This window comes from Bradyrhizobium barranii subsp. barranii (genome assembly GCF_017565645.3).
Classification (GTDB): domain Bacteria; phylum Pseudomonadota; class Alphaproteobacteria; order Rhizobiales; family Xanthobacteraceae; genus Bradyrhizobium; species Bradyrhizobium barranii.
The window spans coordinates 9,234,357-9,253,824 of record NZ_CP086136.1; the positions used below are offsets into that span (position 1 = coordinate 9,234,357).

A 19,468-nucleotide genomic window follows, 5' to 3' on the forward strand; every position below is an offset into this window, starting at 1 on the left:
TTTCCATCCTATCGGGGAACAGCCACCCTCCAAGACTATTGATTGTCTTCAGGGCAACACGCTCCTGCGATTACCCCATGTGGACGCCCCCTCACGGCATCGCTGTGCCAAAGTGGTGTCGTTGACCATCACTTGAACGGAGGCGTCCATGTCGGAATTTAGCATAATCGCGTTGGATCTGGCGAAGAATGTGTTCCAGATGCACGGCGCGGATGCATCAGGAACCGTGCTTTTCCGCAAGAAGCTGCGCCGGGATCAGATCCTTAAATGTCTTGCCGCGCAGCCGACGTGCACGGTCGCAACGCGACTTTGCGGCATGGCTGGGGCTTACCCCGCTGCAGCGCTCCACCGGAGGCAAGCAGAAGCTCGGCAAGACGTCACGTATGGGCGAACGAACCCTGCGACGACTACTGATCATCGGCGCGAGCGCGGCCGTGCGCTGGGCAATGCGCAAAGGCTCGACAGCGGATTCTTGGCTTGCGCGCATGCTTGCCCTCAAGCCGCCCATGCTGGTGATCGTCGCCCTCGCTAACAAGATGGCGCGCATCGTCTGGGCATTGATGGCGAGAGGCGGAACCTATCGGGCTCCGGCTGCGGCGAAGTAGTTCCGCGGCAGGGACCGTGAGTGTGAGAAGGTCAACCGGAGAGTATGGCGCACGGTCACGAGACAGGAATGGGAAAACCAGATCATGGATACGCGCCTCGAGCACGCGAAGTTGAATTGGACCCGTTCCGCGAACTCCCATACGGGCCAGCGGCATGTGGCAGCCGCAACAAAAGGCCGAACACATGTCAGCGCCCGACCACGCTCCGCACTCTTCGAAAGATTCTTCTTGCACCAACGGGGGCGTCTACACATGTCCATGACGATATGGACATCGAGGCCTTCAGGAACTTGAGCATCGATCTCTTTTAAAAACTTCAAGACTCGACTGCCCGGTGGCGCTTGTAGCATTTGCCGATGACGAACCCCGAGGCGACATCGAGCGCGGCAAACAGCGTGGTCGCACCATGCCGCACATAGCTGTGCGTACGACGCTCCGGTATGCCGGGCATCATTGGCAAGACCGGCTGCTCGCGATCGAGTGCCTGAATCTGGCTTTTCTCATCGATGCTGAGGACAAGGGCTCGGTTCGGCGGGGACAGGTAAAGCCGACGATGTCGCGTGCCTTGTCGACGAGCCGCGGATCGCTCGACAACTTGAATGTCTGGCTACGGTGCGGTTGCAAGCCGAACGCCGACCACATTCGGCGGATCGTGGTGCGGGAAAAGCCAGTTTCCGCAGCCATCGAGCGGATCAACCATTGCGTCGCCTCGGCCGGCGTCGTACGCAGCGTGCGATCGATCACGGCGGCAACCTGATCGTCGTTGATGGTGCGAGGGCGGCCAGGGCGTGCCTCGTCAAGCAAGCCATCACAGCGATCCTTCAAAAATCGGCGGCGCGACTTGCCAACGGTGTGTTCGTGGAGGCCGAGTTCGGCAGCCACAGACTTGCTTGGCAAGCCATCCGCCCACCGCAGGATCGCGCGGCATCGCTCAGGAAAGCAACCGCGCAGCACGATGACGACGAACTTGCCTCTCCAAGTACGCCCGCTCCTGCGGACTCAGCACCAACGGCGCGATCGGCCGGCCTTTCCCACCTGCATTCGCCACAAGCGCTCTCCTCTCTCGAGATTCGAGCTATCAACCAATGCGACGAACTTGCGTTCCGGATGACTAGGGTCTGTACCTAAATAGCGCCACGTGATTCTCTTGCCTACGTGTTGATTCGGGGGCGAGAGAATGCGCGCTGGTTTGTTTTGGCTGAACGACAGGCAATGGGCGCGTATCGAACCGCATCTGCCGAGGGGACTGACGGGGCCGGATCGGGACGACGACCGACGCATCGTCAGCGGCATCATTCACATGCTGCAATCGGGTGCACGATGGCGTGATTGTCCACGTGAATACGGCCCTTACACGACGATCTACAATCGCTTCAATCGCTGGGCCAAGCGAGGACGATGGTGCGCAATCTTCGAAGCGCTGGCCAAGCCTGGCGAAGACGGCGTCGTACTGTCGCTCGACTCGACCTCGATTAAAGCTCACCGGTGTGCCTCCGGCGGAAAAGGGGGGAGCACAATCAAGCAATCGGCCGCTCGCGCGGAGGCCGCACGACAAAAATCCATGCGCTGAGCGATCCGCTCTGCCGGCCGGTCGTCCTGCATCTGACTCCAGGCCAGGATGCCGATATCGCTGCGGCTCCCGATGTCCTGGCGCTCGCGCCACCCATGAGCGTGCTCCTCGCCGACAAAGGGTATGATGGCGACAAGCTTCGCGGCGAAATCATTCGTCGTGGCGCCAAGCCCGTAATCCCCAATAAATCTAACCGTGTCGTCATCCATCGCTTCAACAAACGCGCCTACAAAGGACGAAATGTCATCGAACGCTGCTTTTGCAGGCTCAAGGACTTCCGGCGCATCGCCACGCGATATGACAAGCTCGCCCGTAATTTTTTGGCCGCTGTTCATCTCGCCGCTCTCGTCGCATATTGGCTCAATTGAGTCTGGACCCTAGACTAGCCCCGCCGCATAGAGCGCTTTTGCGACTGACTCGAAATACTGCGAAGGCACCGGGTTGCCGAGCCTTGCCTTGCCGAGCAGCTGACGCGCCAGAACATTGTCCTCCACAATGTTGAGGCGAAGCGCGCGCGCCTCACCAAGCAGCTGTGAAGCAGCTTCACCCTCGCCACGGCAGACCAACACCGGCACACCGGTCTCGCCGCGAACATAGCGCAGACCAATCAACGTTGCCGGTCCCCGCAATATCAACGTGGCCCGGCTGATGCCGAGTGGAGCCTCGTTTGCCGACTCTTGCCGCAGCCGCCGGTGCTCGCGCTTCACCTGCGGATTGCCTTGCTGTTCCTTGTTCTCCCGCTTGGCCTCCGTTTCCGTCATGCGCATGTCCTGCATAAACAACCAACGCTGGATTAGAAGGTCAGCCAATCCGCCGACCAGAAAAGCTCCAGCGGCAATGCCAATCAGCAGTTTAACCTCGGTGAAGACGAAACCAAAACAGCCCATGCCGCAGACTGGCAGGTACACCAGCGCTTTCCAGCTCGCGGTCACGGTTAAAAAGAAGATCGCACCAAGCAAAACCACTTTAGCCAGGGTCTTGCCAAGCTCGATGGCCGAACGTTTCGAGACGATACGCTTCAAGCCTTTGATGGGATCGAGTTTCTCGAGCTTCGGCTTGAGCGGCTCCGAAGCAAACATAAAGCCGCCATTGGCCAGGACATTGGCCAGAAGAGCTGCTGTCACGGCAGCGGCGAGCAACGGAGCGACAGTGGCAATCGAAAGTTCTAGCAAGCCGCTGAGCGCTTGTGGCACCGCGCTTGTGAACGGCTGCTCCTGCAGTTTATCGACCAGCCGGACCGTCTCCTGCCACTTGTCCTCAATGGCACCCGCTCGCCACCACAGACAGCCGAAACCGGCACAGGCGCTGACGCCGCTCACTAGATCGGAGCTGCGCGCGCTCTGCCCCTTCTTGCGCGCATCGCGCAGCTTCTTGGGCGTCGGAGGAAGCTTTTTCTCCTCACTCGTAGAGCTCATTTCAACAGCTTCCTCAGATGATCGAGCATGTCGTTCGAGGTCAGGATTTCAGAACCGGCATATTCGAGCAGATAGACGGTGTAGCTGACCATAATGACCCCGAATGCAACATTCTTGATCATCGGGGAGAGATCGTTCATCTTGAGCTGAGATGCAAAACGGCCGAGCATCATGACCGAGATATCCACCAGCAACAGCAGGGCCAGAACCGGCCCGGCGACCAACAAGGTCGTCATCATGATACGATCGAGAAGGGCAAGACACTCCATTGCCCCTTGCACTGTCAAGGCAGGCAAAAACTGATAGACAGGCCACACTAGGTAGCTGCCATAAAGGCCGCTCACCATGGTCTGCAGCCCGCCGACCAGAACGAAGATCGTAACCGCCGTAACACCGAGAAAGAGCCCGGTTCCAGTCGCTTGGCTGTGCGTCGCGGGATCCTCCCCCGCAACTTGGCTTGAAATTCCTCGTTGGGTATCGATGATGTCGCCGACTGCCTGTATGCTCCATAGTGGAATACTGAGCAGGATGCCGAGCATCAGACCGACGAACACCTCCTTCACGCCAAGCATGGTAACGCTAACCAAGCGCGTGTTCGGGTCCAAGGCCTGCAGACCGAGCTTGATCTGAGCAAGGCAAGGCAGGCCAATCGCAATCGTCAGGCTTCCCCGAATGAGGCCGCTGATACGCGGCCGGGTGAAGACAGGAAGCACCAGCATGATGCCTAGGGCGCGGGCCGCACTCAGGCCGGTTGCGGCGACGAATTCGATCGAGCCCTGAACGAGAACTTGCGCCTCTGCGGGTGACAGGCCAGCCATCCAAGCTCTGCTAGTATCTTGCGGTGAGTGCCGGAAACTCGCTGAAGATGCGCTCGGCCTGGTCGATCAGCGGGGCGCTGAGAACCGGGGAAAAACCGGCGAGCACGGCGACGACAACCAGAAGCTTGACCGTCAGTGGCAGGGTTTGGTCCTGGAGCTGAGTTGCCGCCTGGATAAGGCCAATGATCAGTCCGGAGATCAGAGCTGCGAGCAACGGCGGCAGAACCCAGATCATGAAGAGCACGAGCGATTGACTGAGGTGCGTAAGGATGCTGGCTTCGTTCATGGTCAACCTCCTGGCGTGGTGTAGCTTAGTACTAGCCCGTGCATGAGACGTGACCAGCCGTCGATAGTGACGAACAGAAAGAGCTTGAAGGGGACAGATATCACTGTGGGGGATACCATCGACATACCCATGGCCATCAAAATCGTGGTGACAATCAGATCGATCGTGATGAAGGGAAGATAGAGAAGAAAACCGATTTCGAAGCCCCGCTTGAGTTCGGAAATCAAGAACGACGGCACAAGAATTGAGAAATCATCTGCCGTTACGCTGCCGCGCATCTCCTCCGACCAGACATGTTCGGTGGATGACAGGAAGAAGCGGCGCTGCTCTTCATTGGTGAATTTCTTCAGATGAACACGCAGCGGCTCCTGTCCCTCCTTGGCGGCCATCACCCAGTCATCGAAACTCTGGTAGCGAAGTTGCGGATCGGTAAGGCGGTTATAGGTCTGCTCGAAGACTGGAGCGCTGATGAAGACGGTCAGGATGAGTGCCGCTCCGTAAAGGACGATGTTCGGCGGTATCGATTGAGTTCCTAGCGCATTGCGCACGAGGAAGAGAACAACCGAGACCTTGATAAAGGCTGTAGTTGTGACGACAGCAAAGGCCAGGAGGCCAAGGCCGACCGTTATCGCAAGAAGCGCCAGGATGCTGGGTTGAATTTCAGTCATTAAGCGCCAACCTGCCGCGTAACCTGACGGCGAGCTCCTCGCCGATCCGCACGATGTCGCCTCGGCCGATACGTTGGCCGTTCGCAACGATATCGACCGGCCCGTCAAGATGCCGGCCAAGTTCGAACACGTGGCCTTCGTTGATGGTTCGCAAGGTTCCCAACGGCATCGGCCAGCGGCCACATTCGAATACGAGTGTGATCTCGATGCTGTCGATATCCGCCTCTGACGGGGGCTGCTGTTGCATCTGGTTTTGGGGCATCACATCTTCACTTTTTAGAGGGTGGGATCGCAAGCGGAATGGTCCTCGCAGCACCAGCCTGTCGCCGCCAATCTCTGCAGGGGCCCACAATCGGTCTGCAACGAGAACAATTTGGCCTCGCGCGAGTGGAATTGTGTCCGGGAGCAGCGCATCGCCTTGCTCTGCTTGGCGAAGAACGCCGATCGCGACGCGGAGCGAGCCGATATGGCCTGCAACGATGACCGGGAGTTCGGAAAGCAGCCTGGCCGCCTGTCGCGGTAATCGGCCGAGCAGCTCGCCGAGGACGGTGAAAGCCGGAGGCACCGGACCGTCGAACGGAGAGAATAGAAGCAGCCGAGCCTTGCTGGCGAGCTCACCATAGGCGACGTCAAATTCAAGATAAGGCTGCGTACTCCGCGCTTCCTCGGTGCGAACAAGCTGCAGATTCCGCTGCGTCATTCTTTCCAGCGCAGCAAGCAAGGGTTCAAGCGCAAGTTCCAGGACCAGCGAACGCGCCGGCTCAGAAGGTAAGGTAAGCCCATTCTGCACGGTCCGAACCAGCGCTTCCGCAAGCTTACCCGGCAAGGACAGGATCAAGGTTTCACCTTCTACTTCGAAGACGCAGTCGAGCATCGGTGCCGCAGCCGGCTCCGCCTGCCAGACGGTCCGGCTCACGCGCACAGATAGCGGCTTCTCGCCGAGGAGGCCTTGTAGAGGCGCACGCAACGCTGTGATCTCGTTAAGCCACGAGGCCACTGCGTGCGACAGGATCAGCGACGGCATGAAGGCTGCGCGCTCAGCCGGCCGGTCCGAGGCCGGTGCGGCTTCCGCGCCGCAGGCCCCGAGCTCGCGCGTGAGAGGATCTGCAATCATGCTGGCTCACCTCCCGTCTGCCCTGACGGGCCGCGCCGGTAGCGGAGCAAGACTTCATCATCAGCATCGATTTCGGCGGCGGCTTCGAAATGAGCACTCGTGGTGCGCCGAACGTCTTGATCAATCTCACGCCATTTCTGGCTCGCCGCTGAACGCCTGGCCCAAACGGCCCTCGCCTCAAGAACCGCAGTCTCAGCTTGCGCCTGAGCAGCACGGGCATTTTCAAGAACCTGCTGCGCCGCTGCAATCTCGTCTGTGAGCCGGCCGATGATGAGATGATAGCGCCGCTGCAGCTCGCAAACAGACATCGCATCGGCTGCTAGCATCTCCCGATAGAGCTCTGCCTCGAGCTTTGCCCGGCGCTCTTCGGCATGTGTAAGATGCTCGAAAGCTCGTTGGACAGCTTGGATCGCAAGGTGGCGCTTGGCTTCCATGTTAGACAATTCACGAATGGCGCTTCGCTCCCGCATGTCCTTTACGAGCCGCAGCTTCGAGGCGTGAACGGGACTTAGGCGGTCAGACGCGATATCCATGCGATCGTCTCCTCAAAGCTGCACGCCTCACCCTGCCCCTGGCGCAGAAAGGCCCGCAGTTGCTCGATCGAGGCGATCGCCCGATCGGTCAGCGGATCAGAGCCTTGTTTGTATTCACCGACCTTGATCAGGAACTCGGCCTCAGCGTACCGTGACAGCAGATCACGGAAAAAGGATGCCGCCTTGCGATGCGGCACGGACACGATCGCATCCATGACGCGGCTGCGGCTCGACAACACGTCGATCGCCGGAAAATGCTCCCGGGAGGCCAACGCGCGGGAGAGAATAATGTGGCCATCGAGGATGCCGCGTGATTCTTCCGCTATCGGATCACCCGTGCCGTCACCTTCGACAAGCACAGTATAGAAGGCCGTAATGGAGCCATGCTCGCCCATGCCGGCGCGCTCCAACAAGCCCGGCAACAGTGCAAAAACGGATGGCGGAAATCCGCGCCGGGTCGGCGGTTCTCCTGCGGCAAGTCCGATTTCACGCATGGCGCGGCTAAAGCGCGTCAAAGAATCCATCATCAGAACGACGCGAAGGCCCTGATCACGAAAATATTCGGCTAGCGCTGTCGCCATGTGGGCGCATTGGGCCCGCTCCATCGCCGAACGGTCGGAAGTCTCCACCACAACGACGGAACGGTGAAGGGCTTCGCCAAGATGACGTTCGATGAATTCACGCACCTCTCGACCGCGCTCGCCGATCAGCGCAACGATAGTGACGTCGGCCGCTGCGCCTCTTACGATTTGCGACATCAGCGTCGACTTGCCGCAACCGGCATCACCATAAATTCCGATCCGCTGACCTTCTCCGCATGTGAGAAGACCATCCAGGACACGGACGCCGAGCGGGAACGGCTGTTCAATCGCGCGCCGTTTCATCGGATTAGGCGCCCTGCCGCGCAGCGGTCTGGCTTCGCCGGCTTTTATAGGGCCCTTGCCGTCGAGCGGCCGGCCAAAACTGTCGATCACGCGGCCGAGCAAATCGGGGCCGGCAGCCACTTCCTGCATTCGCCCGGTCGTCACCACCTCTGCGCGATTGGACAGCCCCACCATGTCCCCGATGGGCGTGAGTAACACCCCATCCGGCAACAGACCGATTACCTCGGCCTCGAGCGACCATCCGCTGCGAGGATCCTGCAATAAGCACAGTTCTCCGACCCTGGCCTCCGGCAAGACGGCGTGCAGCAGCGTGCCCACGGCCCGCGTGATCCGGCCGCGGACAGCGCGTGTATCGATGTGCTTGGCGGAAGATCTTAAGGATGAGAGTGCGGCCTTTACGGTTCCTTCTGCGGCCGCGGCATGATGGGTCGGTCGTTGCACGGTCACGATTCAGCTTCCTCCGTCAAGCCAAAGCCGAGGCGCAGCGCGCGCAGCTGCGCGGCAAGCCCAAGATCGACGTTGCCGAACTCGCTCCATAAAACACATTGGTCCGCGCTCAGCGCCGGATCCGCCTCAATCCTGACCTTCGGCCGGCCCTCAAGTCCGTCATAATCCTTGAACTCACTGGCTAGCAGGTCGGCTTTCAGTGGGGATACGTGAAGGCAGACCTCCGTGTTTTTATATCTTTGCTCGATGGCATGACGAACGCACTGGACCAGCATCTTGCCCGAATCAAATGCGCCAAGCAGATCGCGAACGATCTCAAAGACCAGTTGCGGCAATTCCCGCTCCAGAACCGCCTTGCGTTGGGCCAGTTCACAAGTCGCCTGCGCAATCAGCCGGGCCATTTCCTCTGCGCCAGCCTTTGCACCCTCGGCGCGGCCCTGCGCACGTTCCCGCTCATAAGCCAGGCGTGCCCACCCTCGAACCCGCTGCAGATGCCGCTCGGCAGCGGCCAGCGCCTGTATGGCATCGTGCCAGATCTCAAGCTGCGCAGCTGGGATCAGCGGTCCAAGAGCCCGAATCTTCGGGGCCGCGGGTGGTGCGAGGGCATCGGCCGTCATGCCCCAGCATCCTCAGTGCGCAAATGAGCCATGACGAGGGAAAGCAGCGGGCCTGCTGCGCTACGGTGCTCGGCAGTTGAGCTCTCGGCGGCCGTCCCAGCGGGCAAGCGTAGAAGCACGCGGATACGAGCAAGCGATGAAGTCTCTTCGAGCCAAGCGCCGAGACAAGCATGCCCGTCATATTCGATCTGTCGGGACAATTGCTCTGGATCGGCGATCGGGGCCGTTGCGACGGCGCAGGATAAATGCCGGACTGCGAAAGCATGCGCCTCGGCACCGATCAACTCCACCAACACAGGCAGATCGTGCCTGGAGAACAGCTTGAGGATGGAGCGTGCATGCCAAATGCCGCCCGCGAGCAGCGCAGCCCGCCGCGGATCATGCCCCAGGAGAGCATCTTCGCTCCAGTCGCCGCAGCTCACCTCCCCCTTGCTGCCCAAAAGCAGTTCGGCGAGCCTTGGCTGTAGCCTGGCACTCTGCTGTAGCCGAGCCAAAGTGGAAGGTGAAAGCAGCGGGTCAAGAAGCCCGGCGAAACGACCGGGATCGGCCGAGGCAGCAAGCTCGCGCAGCCGATCGGCTGCGAGCGTGAACGAGCGATTGGTTTTTGTGGCTGTGGTTGACATTGATGGCGGCATGAGCGTCCAGACTATGACGCATCAGCAATCATCTTGCCCGCCGCTTGGTCAGCAGACAGGCGCGAGCCCCTACCGAACACGCTCAGCTTACGCGATGATTTTCCAAACTGACGCATGCGCGGGCCCAGCAATACGCAAGCGACGATGCCGAATACCGCTCCGGCGCTTCCTACAGCAAGCGCAAGTAACGGCGATGAGCCGGCTCTTGCTGACTGAGCCACAGGGACTCCCGGACCGGCAGACTGCTCGACTGGAGCGCGCTCGACCGGCACGAAGACAACGGCGACCTTGTCATAGGACAGCCCTTCAATGCTGTTTGCGACGAGCATCTTGATCTGCGGCAATAGTGCCGAAAGCCTCGCGCTGGAGCCATGTCGAATGAAGACCGATGCCGAGGACGGGGTCGCACCTTGCCGCAACAAGTCGTTCTTCGGCAGAACGACGTGAACGCGCGCTGAAAGGACGCCATCTATATCGCTGATCGTGCGCGACAATTCTTCGCTTAGAGCATAAACGTATCGTGCCCGCTCCTCGATCGGCGAGGCAACGAGGCCCGATCCCTTGAACACCTCGCCGAGATTCTTGAAGGATTGGCGCGGCAGCCCCTCAACATTGAGCAGGTCAATCGAATAAGCGAGCTGCTTTTCCTCGACCTGGATTGTGCTGGTTCCGTCCTTGGCGACAACACGGACAGCATCAACGCCCTTGCCAAGGAGAAGCGCGAGCATCTCATTAGCCTCACGCTCCTGAATTTTGGTGTAGAGATCGGTCTTACAGCCGATCAGCGAGAGGAGAAGGGGCATAGCAAGAAACACGCGAAGCCGTCGCCACGATTGACGGCCGCCGGAGCTCCCCCTCTTCATATCGCCAGTCATCAACTTACTCAGCCGGCCGATAGCAGCTTGTTTAGCGACGAGCTGACGGCGCTGGTGCCCTTGGAGACGAGGGAAACCTGAACAACGTCTTTGTAGACGTCTCGCAGATTCGTCATCATCGATTCGAAATCAGCTCCAACCGGCTTAACAGCCGCATTGGCTCCGGCGTTATCCACCGGCAAAAGTGGCTGCGCAGCCGGCCCAGGCTGCACCCCATTTACGACAGCCGGCGCAATCGCCGGAGAAACGGCTCGACCCTGGTAGATGCCGGAAAGGGTTTGGAGGATTCGGTCGCCCGGCGGACTTGCCAGCACATTCGTGCGCTGGACCTCCAATATCGGAGGAGTCGCTGCGGGTGGATTCGCGGACGGGAAAGCAGACCCCTGATTGGGAGCTACTTGCGCCAGGGACTGCTCGAAACGCGCCTGCTCGCCAGCAGCTGCCGGAGAGCAGGCACCGGAAAGACAACCGGCTGAACTGGGAGGGATCGGCGTTGCGCCTAACAACATGGAGTGTGTCATTGTGCTGGTTTGATGACCTAAGCTTTAGCCGATGAACCGATCAAGTTCATAGGCTGCCGAGCTGACGAAAACCTGACGGAGATCAGGTTGACTTGGTCATCTAATGATCACGTTTGGCTTCCAAGCTGCGGCGAAACTCTAACTTCATAATGAGCGGAAGGCGTCAAGGAATGCTCGCGCGGTCCACGGTGGTACATATCTTAAAAAGAATTTTTTGTGCCGGTGTTCTCATCTGTGTCGGAATTTTGCGCACGTCTGCTGCATCCCTTTCGCTGCCGCCCGCCCCTTATAGCTACACCGTTCTCGATCAGGATCTTGCTGCGGCGCTGCAGGAGTTCGGAAACAATCTCAATATCAGGGTCAATGTCAGCGCCGACGTCAGGGGCCGGATTCGTGGACGAATGCCGGACCTGCCGCCACGAGAATTCCTTGACCGTTTGACTGCTTTGTACAATCTCCAGTGGTACTATGACGGACTTGTCCTTTACATCTCCGCCGCCCAAGAGGCGCAAAGCCGGCTCATTGTATTGAACCCAATCAGCTTCGATGCGCTCAAGGCCGCGCTCGACGCGCTCAACATCTCGGATGAGCGCTATATCGTGAAACCTGCCCCGGGAGAGGGCCTCATCCTTGCTTCTGGCCCACCCAGATTTGTTGCGCTGGTGGACCAGACCCTCAAGGGCCTTGTGGCGGAAGCGCAGGCCCGGCGCAGTCCCGCCGCCGAGAGGTCACAACACGAGTCGGTTTTGATGTTGTTTCGCGGCTCCTCGAGCACGGTCTTCCGGGACGGGCGGCCGGAAGCTTCTCCCGAAACGCCGCTTCATGGGGGCGCTGTGCGCGAAGCCGGTCCAGGCCAGAAGTGATGGTCGAAGATGCAAGACCGCTCCGACTGAAGTCGCATCCGATCGTCAGCTTTTCGAAAGCTAAAGCCCCCAGCATGAGCCTGCGAGGTCTTGACGGCTGCCCTGCTTGAGGCAGCCCGATAGATGGATAAGAGACCGGATGCTCGAGGGAAATTGGGTAGCGCTGCCTTCACGCAGTGCGAGGCATTAAAGATCAATGTGGGCCTCCGCACGCGCGCTTCCGAGCTAGCTGAGGCTTCGCATAGCTCAATGCGCGTCATCAGTTGGAAGGAGAAACAGGGTGGATTTCAATGCAGTCGCCCCGGCGAATACGAGCCCGGAGCCCGACACAGCACGGACGGCTACAGATGCAACCGAGTTCGAGCGGCAGCTCAGCGGTTCAGAGGCTCCCGCTTCGGCGCAGGGAGTCGCCCATCCAGTGCTGCAGGGCGAGGCTTATTCACCCTATCTCGACGCGGGCCATCCCTACTCTCCATACTTGGAGACAGGACACCTCTATCCGCCTTACCCAGATTTAGCGCATCCCCTTGGGCCAGGCCAGACTCGGGTTGGCAGGATAATCTATATGCCGCGCCTGCGGCCGTCGCTGCGCCAGAGCCGAACAACGGCCAGCAGCCATAGCTCAGGCGATCGAGGAACATCCCGGCTTCGATCAAGATGTGATATGGCAGACTCTGGATGTCGGCCCCTCGGAAGCCGAGCCACGGCACGGTGAGCCTCAAGCGGGGACATCGCATGCAGGACCATCGCGCACCGCCCCTTTTTCAGGATGAGCCGCCGCACGCCGGCCCCTCGCATGCCCGGCCATTGCAGGCGGGACCGCCCCAACCTGGGTCTTCTGAAGCTCCGCCAGAAAGGACCGCGAGGCGATCCATGTCGTCGAGATGAAGGTAAGCGCGTTGCGGATCAGGATAGTCTGGGTATGACCGGCCCCCCTAAATACCTTCAACATACCGGTTGTTAGAACCAGCACAGTTCTTCGCACAAACCTCCAAACACCGGACCACCTGAGATCACTCGGGGCACGAATCGCGGCATCAATCCGGCCTCACTCTTCGTCAGCTTCTTGCAAGCTGCCCCTGCTAGCACGAAAGGAATAGGTCATCTCGCGGCACCGCCGCTATCTGAGTTTTATGACATGGACACAGGCGCAGCCGATATCGCAGCAACGGCGCCAGACGCTGGCACAAACACCGATAACGCCGCGAACGGCGGCGACAACTCGCACGCAGCATTGTTGCAGCGGGCCTTCGAAAAAGCTCTGGTTGCCGTCGCTACCCAGGTCATAAGCGATACCCAGTCAGACATGGATGACGCTATGAGCGAGCTAGATGATGGCTGAAGGCCGGATTATCAGACGCGCACAGGGAGGACCTGACGGACGGCAAGCCGAACCGAAAACGATCGGGTGAAGCAGGCGGACTTGGCAACAGCAGCCGCTAGACCGTCTTAGGTGATCCTCCAGGCAGGCGGTGCGGCCGTTCTGCAGGACCTCGCAACTTTCGGAAGACGCCGCAGCGACTTGCTCATGCCGCCGTGTCACATATTCTTCGATGAGGGTTCATCAGGAGCGCTCTTTAGCCAGGGCACCAGACGTTCTAAGCGAGCCCGAGCGCTCCCCGCCGATGAACTTCGTCAGCTATTATCCTCGATTGGTTCTGCAGCCGCCCGCGAGATCGTGCGCTAGAGAGATCCTCCGAGATTTTCCGGAACATAGGCAGACTTGGCGCTCGCTGCGCCCATATCTGCAGAACTCCGGGGACCGCTACCCCTCAGCATCGAGGCATGTTGCTGCTGCCTGATCCTGAGTTATGGCGTATTTGTCGCTACGAATTGGCGCCAAAGCTCAGACTGCCCCTATCACGCTAAGAGCTAAGATCCTCATCGAGGCCGCCGCACCTAGTACCCGGAATCAGAGCTGAGTGATACGGCGGCCTTTGAAACGGCGTTGACGGACCTTTTTCTTGGTCCAGACGAAGGGCTCGGCTCTGTCGTTGTATGCGTTGACGTAGGCATCGATGTGTTCCTGAAGCTGCTTGAGGCTCGTGAAGGAGGTGCCGCTGAGCGACTGCCCCTGCAAGATGGAAAACCATACTTCGACCTGATTGAGCCATGGCGCACTTGTCGGCGTGAAATGAAATTGCACGTTGGGGTGGGCCTTGAGCCAGTCCTCGTTCTTTTTATGGGTGTTGAGGTTGTCGAGGATGACGTGAAGCTTGCGGTTCGGAAAAGCCGCGGTGACGCTGTTCATGAAATCGAGAAACTCGACGCGGCGCCGGCGTTTTGAATGGGTCGCGATGATCTTTCCGGTGGCGACTTCGAGCGCCGCAAACAATGTTGTGGTGCCATGCCGCTTGTAATCGTGGCTTTGGCCGGTCAAGGCGCGGCCATTGGGCAACTTCAGATAACCCTGCGCTCGCTCCAAAGCCTGGATCGAGGGCTTCTCGTCCACGCACAGCACAATGGCCTTCGCCGGCGGCGCGACATAGAGGCCGACAACATCGGCGGCTTTGGCCGTAAAGTTCGGGTCGTTGCTCTCGCACCAGGACTTGCGAGCCACCAGGTCAATCTTGTGGCTGCGCAGGAACCGCCAGACATATTGGACATCGACATCGCCCAGCGCCTCGGCCAGCAGGGGGCCGGTCCAGCGCGCAAACCCTTGCGGTGGCGGCTTATCCAGCAGCTTCAGAATCCGCTTGTCGGTCGTCTTCGTATAGATCGGCTGCTTGCCAGGCCGCGGCTTGTCTTGCAGCCCTTCAAGGCCATGGTCGGCATAGCGATGCCGCCAAAGGCTGACAATCCGCGGCTGGACCCCAACTTCCTTGGCGATCGACCGGGTGCTGCGCCCATCCGCCGCCAACAGAACTATCCGCGCCCGCTTCAAATCGCGCTGCAACGTCACCGGTGAGCGACAGCACGCCTCAAGCACCTTGCGATCTTTCCTCGAAAGGTGGACTTCTCTTGCTTCGGGTATCATCCCGACCTTGAATCACGACTCACGTTCCAAGAAAAGTGGGTACTAGTATCTTCATCTCCTCACTGAACACGAAAAGCGGGCGCTAGCGCCCACTTCAGTGACTTATCCCATAAGCTGGAACCGCTTCGCAGTACCAGCCAGACCTCAGGCCAACTCAAGCATCGGACGTTGTGCCTGGATTCTCATTGCTGTCGATGATTTCCTGGTTCACCTGGCGTCCAGACCGGTCAACCCAGCCCGAGCCTGGTTGTTCATAAATCGTCTGGGCTCCATCCGAAGTCAATTGATCAAGCGTACGGCCCGCATTCGACTGCGTCACCTTGAGATTGTTCTTACCGTCAAAGCGGTCTCCAAGCCCTTCGACGACCATGGCATTGTCGCCGTTAGTAATGGTCAGCTTCGAGGCCATCGTTTTGCCCTTGCCGATATCAACGGTGTCGACAGTAATCTTCGTGCCGTCGTCGAGCTGGAAAGTCATGTTCTTCTTGAAGTCAAAGTCGACCTTGCCGTCACCGTCGGCATCGACGTGGGGATCGCCTTTAATCGAGGTGATCTTGCCTGTTTGACTGTTACGAATGAGCACTGTTCCGTCATTTTCGTCGACCAAGATCGAATACTTATCACCAAGCTTGATCTCAGCCTTGCCGTCCCTGACCTCATGTGACCACACTGGCGCCGGCTGAGAAGACTGCGTGGGCACCTGGGCAGCCGCAACAGGCACCATCGCAAGAGGCGGCGGCGGAGGAGGAACGAAGAAGACGGGCGCCGTAGAGGTGGGCGCTCCGCTTGCATACTGGTAGTTGCCCGGCCCACGCCCTTGCTCGCCGTCGTCGATACTCGCCTGATTCACGGCGCGTCCGGCGCCATCGACCCATCCCTGTCCACTCTCATGGATCGTTTGGGCACCATCAGACGTCAACTCGTCAAGGGTCATCCCAGCGTTGGACTGCGTCACCCTCAGATTGTTTTTGCCATCCTTGTCGTCGCCGAGCCCCTCGACAACGATCGCGTTGTGGCCGTTCGTAATCGTAAGCTTTGAAGAGATGGCCTGACCATTGCCGTAGTCGACATTATTCACAGTAATCTTCGTGCCGTCGTCGAGCTGAAACGTCATATCCTTCTTGAAATCGAAGTCATCCTTGCCGTCTCCGTCGGCATCAACGTGCGGGTCGCCATGAATGACCGTGACATGGCCGGTCTGGTTGTTGCGGACTGTCCACGTGCCATCCTTCTCATTGGCCGTAATCGTATACTTGTCCCCAAGGTTGATCGTGGCCTTGCCATCCTTGACCTCATGCGTCCACACCGGATCCACAGCAGGCTCGGCATTCTGATTCAGCTGGCTCATCAGCATGGTGGAAGGAGGAGGCGCCATCATGTACGCCTGCGTCGTAACGACGGCTGGCGCCACGACGACCGGAACGACACTCCCAACGGCCGTACCGACGAGGGCTGGTGAGGCTACCGGCAAGTACTGGTAGCTCGCCGGGGCATATTGCCCCAACATGGCGTTGAAGGTGGGAGTGACAACAGCGCCCTCCGGCGCCACTCCGTTCATCGAGTCGGGCGCACCCACCACTGGCAGGCCAGCCACGGGAAGATACTGCATTTAGTTCACTCCTGTTGCATAGACGACATCTGTAAAACTGTGAGCGTTACGCGCATAGTCACCCAAGATCCGCCGCTTCAGATCTGCATGAGAGCGCCTGATCAGCTCATCCGAACGAACGACTAATTCCCTTGCCAGAACCGGCAGCCTATGGAGATCCTCTCTCGCCCCATCACCGTAACCGCACGAGCACATCACGCGCATTCAACTCACAGATACGGTAGCCCGAACACCTGTCGAAAAGCTGACGCGATCAGCGAGCCAAGCCGCACGCACTTTGGCATCGATCGGATGTCCGAAACGCATCCTTCGCTGAACGTATCGCAAGATTTAATATTCCCTCCTGGCAAGATTCGTCTGGTACCAGCGGTGCTCCCATGCCTTCAGGCAAATGACACGACGTTGCCGGTTATCAGCCAATCATCTCATCCTCACCGCAATCAGCGCTCCCGCCGGAACTGCACATCATCTGCGAGGAGCGATCAACAGCTTGAACTCTCGCTGCATTTTCCCAGGCATCAAGACTTCGCGAAAGGTGAGCTTTCGCAAGCCGCCATCTTAGCCAAACGGGACAAGCGAGGGCTGAGATCCGCACGGCTCGATGACCTTATCCCGCTTCCGTGCTCCACCCTGCAAGCCACGCGCCTGCGAAGGTTCCGCCAAGTCAAATCATTCCTGAACGCGCAGCTAAGCACGGCTCAACTCGCCTTCATCCAAGCCGGCTATAGGGCGCCGCTGGGAGCGACAGGGCGATCCGATGATTGCGAGCAGATGCAAGCCTGCCGCAAAATATCACTCGCCTCAACGTGAGGCTCGTCAGCTTTTCGAAAGCTAGCGCCCCTAGCATGAGGCCGCTGAAGCTAGGCGAACAGTCGTCTGCGCAACAAGACGAACATAGGAGAACGCAATGATCGGAGAAATGATTGGAAGCGCCGCCGGCGGTTACCTAGGCGGCCCGGCCGGAGCGGCAATTGGTTCGGCACTGGGCGGGACCGTGGACAAGGTCTTTGACAAGGTGGTCTACACCTTGGTGCCCGACGAGGGTCACCATGATAAGGCCGAAGACCACAAAGACGCCGGCGAAAAGACCGAGGTGCAATCCAAGCACGACACTGCCTGCAAGAGCCCGGAGCTGAACCTCGGGCTCAGCACGCTCGGCGGTACGCCCATGTTCCTTTCCATTCCTGCGATCGTCTCGCCGGCCCGCACCTCGTAACAAATCAGAACCAGCGTTATCCCAAAAGAAAGGCAAATAGACATGGCGGTTAACAATGTTGGCGGAAATGGCGGCGCTGCTGGTGCCCAGCAGACCGGCGATAGCGGCTTCCAGAACCAGATGGCTGAATTCGAGCGTGTGAGCCAGAAGGTTCAGGCCCAGGCCGTGGCAATGCGCAGAATTACGACCGAACTCTCGTCCGAGAAGAAGGTCGCCGACGAGCGCGTCCAGTAATTCTGCAAGACGGGTGGCTCACCGCAGTTGCTACCGTCGCCGCGCTGTGAATGACGAAGTCTGGATGAGCCGTACGGCACCGCCGTACGGCTTCTCTCGTTATTCGGGGGATTATCGTGAACGACTCTGTTTCGCTTGAGTTCGAGGTGCTTTCGGGGGTCTATACCGGGCTCAAAGGAAAGACGGCGGGCGGCGAGAGCATTGTGGGCAGCGGCCTCGATGCGGACATGATCTTCGTTGAACAAGGGCTCGAACCGCATCATCTTCGCGTCATCCCGCAGCGCGATTCGATCGAGCTCGAAGCGCTCGCTGCCAGAATCAGCATTGACCGTCACGCTAGCATTGCAACAGGTGAGCGCGTCAGAGTGCCGCTTCCCGCGATCATTCATGCCGGCGCGATGTCCATCCGCTGGTCGGCAGAGGATTTCCAACCAATTGCTTCGAGCAAGCGATCTCGCCGCTCGATCGTGGCACTCAGCCTGATCTTGCTCAGCTCTGTCGCGATCGGCACCGTCTCAATCATCTTTGCCCCCGGCGATAGGGCGGTGGCGCCAAGCACCGGATCATCGCACGCGGTCGAAATTGCCGCTAAACCAACCGTCGATCATTTTGACGCGAGAGCTGCTGATGAAATGGCCGCATCACTGCGCCAACAGATCGAACGAGAGGGCCTTCCTGACGTCAAGATCGGGCACGGGCCCGGCGTCGTGACCGCGGAAGGGACGATTGCGCCGGACCTCGTCGCAAAATGGAAAGAAATCCAGCAATGGTTCGATCGTCAAAGCAATGGTACCCCGACCCTTGTGAACGCTGTCGCGGTGAAAGAGGAAAAGATGCCGTCTTCGATTGCTGTCCAAGCCGTCTGGCGCGGAAGCGAACCTTATCTGCTTATTGCCGGGCAGAAGTATTTCGTCGGCGCGCTCTTAAGTAATGGATGGACCGTTGATCGAATCGAGGATGGACGAGTTCTGCTCAGCCGCAACGGCCGATCTGCCGCTTTGCCCTATTAAGGTCTCTACCCTGCAAAAGAGAAGGAGAAGGCTATGGCTAGGCTGCCTCAGAACTCCGTAGGGCCCGGCAACTCATCGCAGGGGTTAGATGCGGGCCAGCACGCACCAGTCATCGGCTCGCCTCCTTCGCGAGGTGATAAGCTCGAAGTCGGAGGCGCCCATGCGGATAGCGGCACGAAGCGGGCGTCGTGGCAGGATGCGGCTTCGTATGATCTGCCAATTGATGGCGCGAGCGAAGCGGCGCTCGGGGTCGATTCCGTCGGCGCCATCTCACGCGTCACTTTATTCGAAAGCGAAGCAGGAGCGAATGAGGTAGATGCACGCGCGAGATTGGCTTCGCTTTATGGTCCCAATCTGTCCCGCGGACTACTCTCCTTCGTAGTTCCGCGCCTTCGTCATCCCGACGTACTGCGCGCTGACAAGCATGGTGTTCTTCTGGAACGCTTGACGCGAACATTGGAGGCGACGCCGGAAGACAAGACGGCGCGAGAGTGCTTGGCAATCCTGCAGCAGGAGCTGCAGCGGTTACTAATGCTCCGACAAAACCAAAACAGCTTAATCAAGGGTTAGC

20 protein-coding genes and 2 pseudogenes are annotated in these 19,468 nt (G+C 59.2%); 8 read left to right on the top strand and 14 right to left on the bottom strand.

Annotation, left to right across the window (positions count from 1 at the left end; genetic code table 11):
* Window positions 1–299 precede the first annotated feature (299 nt).
* Window positions 300–605: pseudogene (locus tag J4G43_RS44790) on the top strand (transposase); the annotation flags it as partial.
* Window positions 606–859: 254 nt separating this feature from the next.
* On the opposite strand, the pseudogene J4G43_RS44795 reads toward J4G43_RS44790, so the two are convergent.
* Window positions 860–1,653, bottom strand: a pseudogene (locus J4G43_RS44795) (IS630 family transposase); the annotation flags it as partial.
* A 129-nt stretch (window positions 1,654–1,782) separates the two neighbouring features.
* Between J4G43_RS44795 and J4G43_RS44800 the strand changes: the two are divergent.
* Window positions 1,783–2,543 (top strand): IS5 family transposase gene (locus J4G43_RS44800; protein WP_110115998.1). Its coding sequence is split into 2 segments (ribosomal slippage): window positions 1,783–2,122 and window positions 2,122–2,543, totalling 762 coding nucleotides; the frame shifts between segments, so codons are not numbered across the junction.
* A gap of 9 nt (window positions 2,544–2,552) precedes the next feature.
* Here J4G43_RS44800 and J4G43_RS44805 read toward each other — a convergent pair.
* Genes J4G43_RS44805 through J4G43_RS44855 form a run of 11 tightly spaced genes read right to left on the bottom strand, consistent with a single transcriptional unit; the run spans window position 2,553 to window position 10,976 of the window.
* Window positions 2,553–3,590 (bottom strand): EscU/YscU/HrcU family type III secretion system export apparatus switch protein, encoded by a 1,038-nt coding sequence (locus J4G43_RS44805; RefSeq protein ID WP_011084630.1) that lies wholly within the window; start codon window positions 3,588–3,590, stop codon window positions 2,553–2,555.
* Window positions 3,587–4,408 carry a type III secretion system export apparatus subunit SctT gene (gene sctT, locus J4G43_RS44810; RefSeq protein WP_011084629.1) on the bottom strand — a complete coding sequence of 274 codons (822 nt, stop codon included), beginning with the start codon at window positions 4,406–4,408 and terminating at the stop codon, window positions 3,587–3,589. Before sctT ends, J4G43_RS44805 begins: the two co-directional genes overlap by 4 nt.
* Before the next feature lie 10 nt (window positions 4,409–4,418).
* Window positions 4,419–4,694, bottom strand: a complete 276-nt coding sequence (locus J4G43_RS44815; RefSeq protein WP_011084628.1) for an EscS/YscS/HrcS family type III secretion system export apparatus protein — start codon at window positions 4,692–4,694, stop codon at window positions 4,419–4,421.
* A gap of 2 nt (window positions 4,695–4,696) precedes the next feature.
* Entirely contained in the window at window positions 4,697–5,362 is a 666-nt protein-coding gene (gene sctR, locus J4G43_RS44820) for a type III secretion system export apparatus subunit SctR (RefSeq protein ID WP_011084627.1), read from the bottom strand.
* Window positions 5,355–6,476, bottom strand: coding sequence for a type III secretion system cytoplasmic ring protein SctQ (sctQ, locus tag J4G43_RS44825; protein WP_011084626.1), 1,122 nt, complete (start codon window positions 6,474–6,476; stop codon window positions 5,355–5,357). The genes sctR and sctQ overlap by 8 nt, the downstream gene beginning before the upstream one ends.
* A complete protein-coding gene (locus tag J4G43_RS44830; RefSeq protein WP_208088665.1) occupies window positions 6,473–7,009 on the bottom strand; it encodes a hypothetical protein in 537 nt (178 codons plus the stop codon). Before J4G43_RS44830 ends, sctQ begins: the two co-directional genes overlap by 4 nt.
* Window positions 6,985–8,340: a type III secretion system ATPase SctN gene (gene sctN, locus J4G43_RS44835; RefSeq protein ID WP_011084624.1), complete on the bottom strand. Its 1,356-nt coding sequence runs from the start codon at window positions 8,338–8,340 to the stop codon at window positions 6,985–6,987. The genes J4G43_RS44830 and sctN overlap by 25 nt, the downstream gene beginning before the upstream one ends.
* On the bottom strand, window positions 8,337–8,957 hold the full coding sequence (gene sctL, locus J4G43_RS44840) for a type III secretion system stator protein SctL (RefSeq protein WP_028181536.1): 621 nt from the start codon (window positions 8,955–8,957) through the stop codon (window positions 8,337–8,339). The genes sctN and sctL overlap by 4 nt, the downstream gene beginning before the upstream one ends.
* The gene (locus J4G43_RS44845) at window positions 8,954–9,592 is read right to left on the bottom strand and encodes a nodulation protein (protein WP_011084622.1); all 639 of its coding nucleotides are present in this window, start codon (window positions 9,590–9,592) and stop codon (window positions 8,954–8,956) included. Before J4G43_RS44845 ends, sctL begins: the two co-directional genes overlap by 4 nt.
* Window positions 9,593–9,603: 11 nt before the next feature.
* The gene (gene sctJ / locus J4G43_RS44850; protein WP_011084621.1) at window positions 9,604–10,467 is read right to left on the bottom strand and encodes a type III secretion system inner membrane ring lipoprotein SctJ; all 864 of its coding nucleotides are present in this window, start codon (window positions 10,465–10,467) and stop codon (window positions 9,604–9,606) included.
* 8 nt (window positions 10,468–10,475) lie between these two features.
* Entirely contained in the window at window positions 10,476–10,976 is a 501-nt protein-coding gene (locus J4G43_RS44855) for a nodulation protein NolB (protein ID WP_225005501.1), read from the bottom strand.
* A gap of 182 nt (window positions 10,977–11,158) precedes the next feature.
* On the opposite strand from J4G43_RS44855, the gene J4G43_RS44860 reads away from it, so the two are divergent.
* Window positions 11,159–11,851, top strand: coding sequence for a secretin N-terminal domain-containing protein (locus tag J4G43_RS44860; RefSeq protein ID WP_020608155.1), 693 nt, complete (start codon window positions 11,159–11,161; stop codon window positions 11,849–11,851).
* A 1,138-nt stretch (window positions 11,852–12,989) separates the two neighbouring features.
* The gene (locus J4G43_RS44865) at window positions 12,990–13,193 is read left to right on the top strand and encodes a hypothetical protein (RefSeq protein WP_011084616.1); all 204 of its coding nucleotides are present in this window, start codon (window positions 12,990–12,992) and stop codon (window positions 13,191–13,193) included.
* A 570-nt stretch (window positions 13,194–13,763) separates the two neighbouring features.
* On the opposite strand, the gene J4G43_RS44870 is transcribed toward J4G43_RS44865, so the two are convergent.
* A complete protein-coding gene (locus J4G43_RS44870; protein ID WP_039228620.1) occupies window positions 13,764–14,828 on the bottom strand; it encodes an IS630-like element ISRj1 family transposase in 1,065 nt (354 codons plus the stop codon).
* A gap of 154 nt (window positions 14,829–14,982) precedes the next feature.
* Window positions 14,983–16,437 carry a DUF1521 domain-containing protein gene (locus J4G43_RS44875; protein WP_014497946.1) on the bottom strand — a complete coding sequence of 485 codons (1,455 nt, stop codon included), beginning with the start codon at window positions 16,435–16,437 and terminating at the stop codon, window positions 14,983–14,985.
* A gap of 907 nt (window positions 16,438–17,344) precedes the next feature.
* Here J4G43_RS44875 and J4G43_RS44880 point away from each other — a divergent pair.
* The 4 genes from J4G43_RS44880 to J4G43_RS44895 all read left to right on the top strand — a co-directional run bounded on the left by J4G43_RS44880 (window position 17,345) and on the right by J4G43_RS44895 (window position 19,467).
* Window positions 17,345–17,653, top strand: a complete 309-nt coding sequence (locus J4G43_RS44880; RefSeq protein ID WP_166344932.1) for a hypothetical protein — start codon at window positions 17,345–17,347, stop codon at window positions 17,651–17,653.
* 42 nt (window positions 17,654–17,695) lie between these two features.
* Complete coding sequence (locus J4G43_RS44885) at window positions 17,696–17,887, top strand: hypothetical protein (RefSeq protein ID WP_208088667.1); 192 nt, start codon at window positions 17,696–17,698, stop codon at window positions 17,885–17,887.
* Between the two features lie 116 nt (window positions 17,888–18,003).
* Window positions 18,004–18,897 carry a SctD/MshK family protein gene (locus J4G43_RS44890; protein ID WP_011084612.1) on the top strand — a complete coding sequence of 298 codons (894 nt, stop codon included), beginning with the start codon at window positions 18,004–18,006 and terminating at the stop codon, window positions 18,895–18,897.
* 33 nt (window positions 18,898–18,930) lie between these two features.
* Complete coding sequence (locus J4G43_RS44895; RefSeq protein ID WP_011084611.1) at window positions 18,931–19,467, top strand: hypothetical protein; 537 nt, start codon at window positions 18,931–18,933, stop codon at window positions 19,465–19,467.
* Window position 19,468: the final 1 nt, after the last annotated feature.

Bases quoted from the DNA above. Each gene is read 5' to 3' on its own strand.
- J4G43_RS44805 (WP_011084630.1), bottom strand. From the start codon at position 3,590: ATGAGCTCTACGAGTGAGGAGAAAAAGCTTCCTCCGACGCCCAAGAAG.
- sctT (WP_011084629.1), bottom strand. From the start codon at position 4,408: ATGGCTGGCCTGTCACCCGCAGAGGCGCAAGTTCTCGTTCAGGGCTCG.
- J4G43_RS44815 (WP_011084628.1), bottom strand. From the start codon at position 4,694: ATGAACGAAGCCAGCATCCTTACGCACCTCAGTCAATCGCTCGTGCTC.
- sctR (WP_011084627.1), bottom strand. From the start codon at position 5,362: ATGACTGAAATTCAACCCAGCATCCTGGCGCTTCTTGCGATAACGGTC.
- sctQ (WP_011084626.1), bottom strand. From the start codon at position 6,476: ATGATTGCAGATCCTCTCACGCGCGAGCTCGGGGCCTGCGGCGCGGAA.
- J4G43_RS44830 (WP_208088665.1), bottom strand. From the start codon at position 7,009: ATGGATATCGCGTCTGACCGCCTAAGTCCCGTTCACGCCTCGAAGCTG.
- sctL (WP_028181536.1), bottom strand. From the start codon at position 8,957: ATGACGGCCGATGCCCTCGCACCACCCGCGGCCCCGAAGATTCGGGCT.
- J4G43_RS44845 (WP_011084622.1), bottom strand. From the start codon at position 9,592: ATGCCGCCATCAATGTCAACCACAGCCACAAAAACCAATCGCTCGTTC.
- sctJ (WP_011084621.1), bottom strand. From the start codon at position 10,467: ATGACTGGCGATATGAAGAGGGGGAGCTCCGGCGGCCGTCAATCGTGG.
- J4G43_RS44855 (WP_225005501.1), bottom strand. From the start codon at position 10,976: ATGTTGTTAGGCGCAACGCCGATCCCTCCCAGTTCAGCCGGTTGTCTT.
- J4G43_RS44860 (WP_020608155.1), top strand. From the start codon at position 11,159: ATGCTCGCGCGGTCCACGGTGGTACATATCTTAAAAAGAATTTTTTGT.
- J4G43_RS44865 (WP_011084616.1), top strand. From the start codon at position 12,990: ATGGACACAGGCGCAGCCGATATCGCAGCAACGGCGCCAGACGCTGGC.
- J4G43_RS44870 (WP_039228620.1), bottom strand. From the start codon at position 14,828: ATGATACCCGAAGCAAGAGAAGTCCACCTTTCGAGGAAAGATCGCAAG.
- J4G43_RS44875 (WP_014497946.1), bottom strand. From the start codon at position 16,437: ATGCAGTATCTTCCCGTGGCTGGCCTGCCAGTGGTGGGTGCGCCCGAC.
- J4G43_RS44880 (WP_166344932.1), top strand. From the start codon at position 17,345: ATGATCGGAGAAATGATTGGAAGCGCCGCCGGCGGTTACCTAGGCGGC.
- J4G43_RS44885 (WP_208088667.1), top strand. From the start codon at position 17,696: ATGGCGGTTAACAATGTTGGCGGAAATGGCGGCGCTGCTGGTGCCCAG.
- J4G43_RS44895 (WP_011084611.1), top strand. From the start codon at position 18,931: ATGGCTAGGCTGCCTCAGAACTCCGTAGGGCCCGGCAACTCATCGCAG.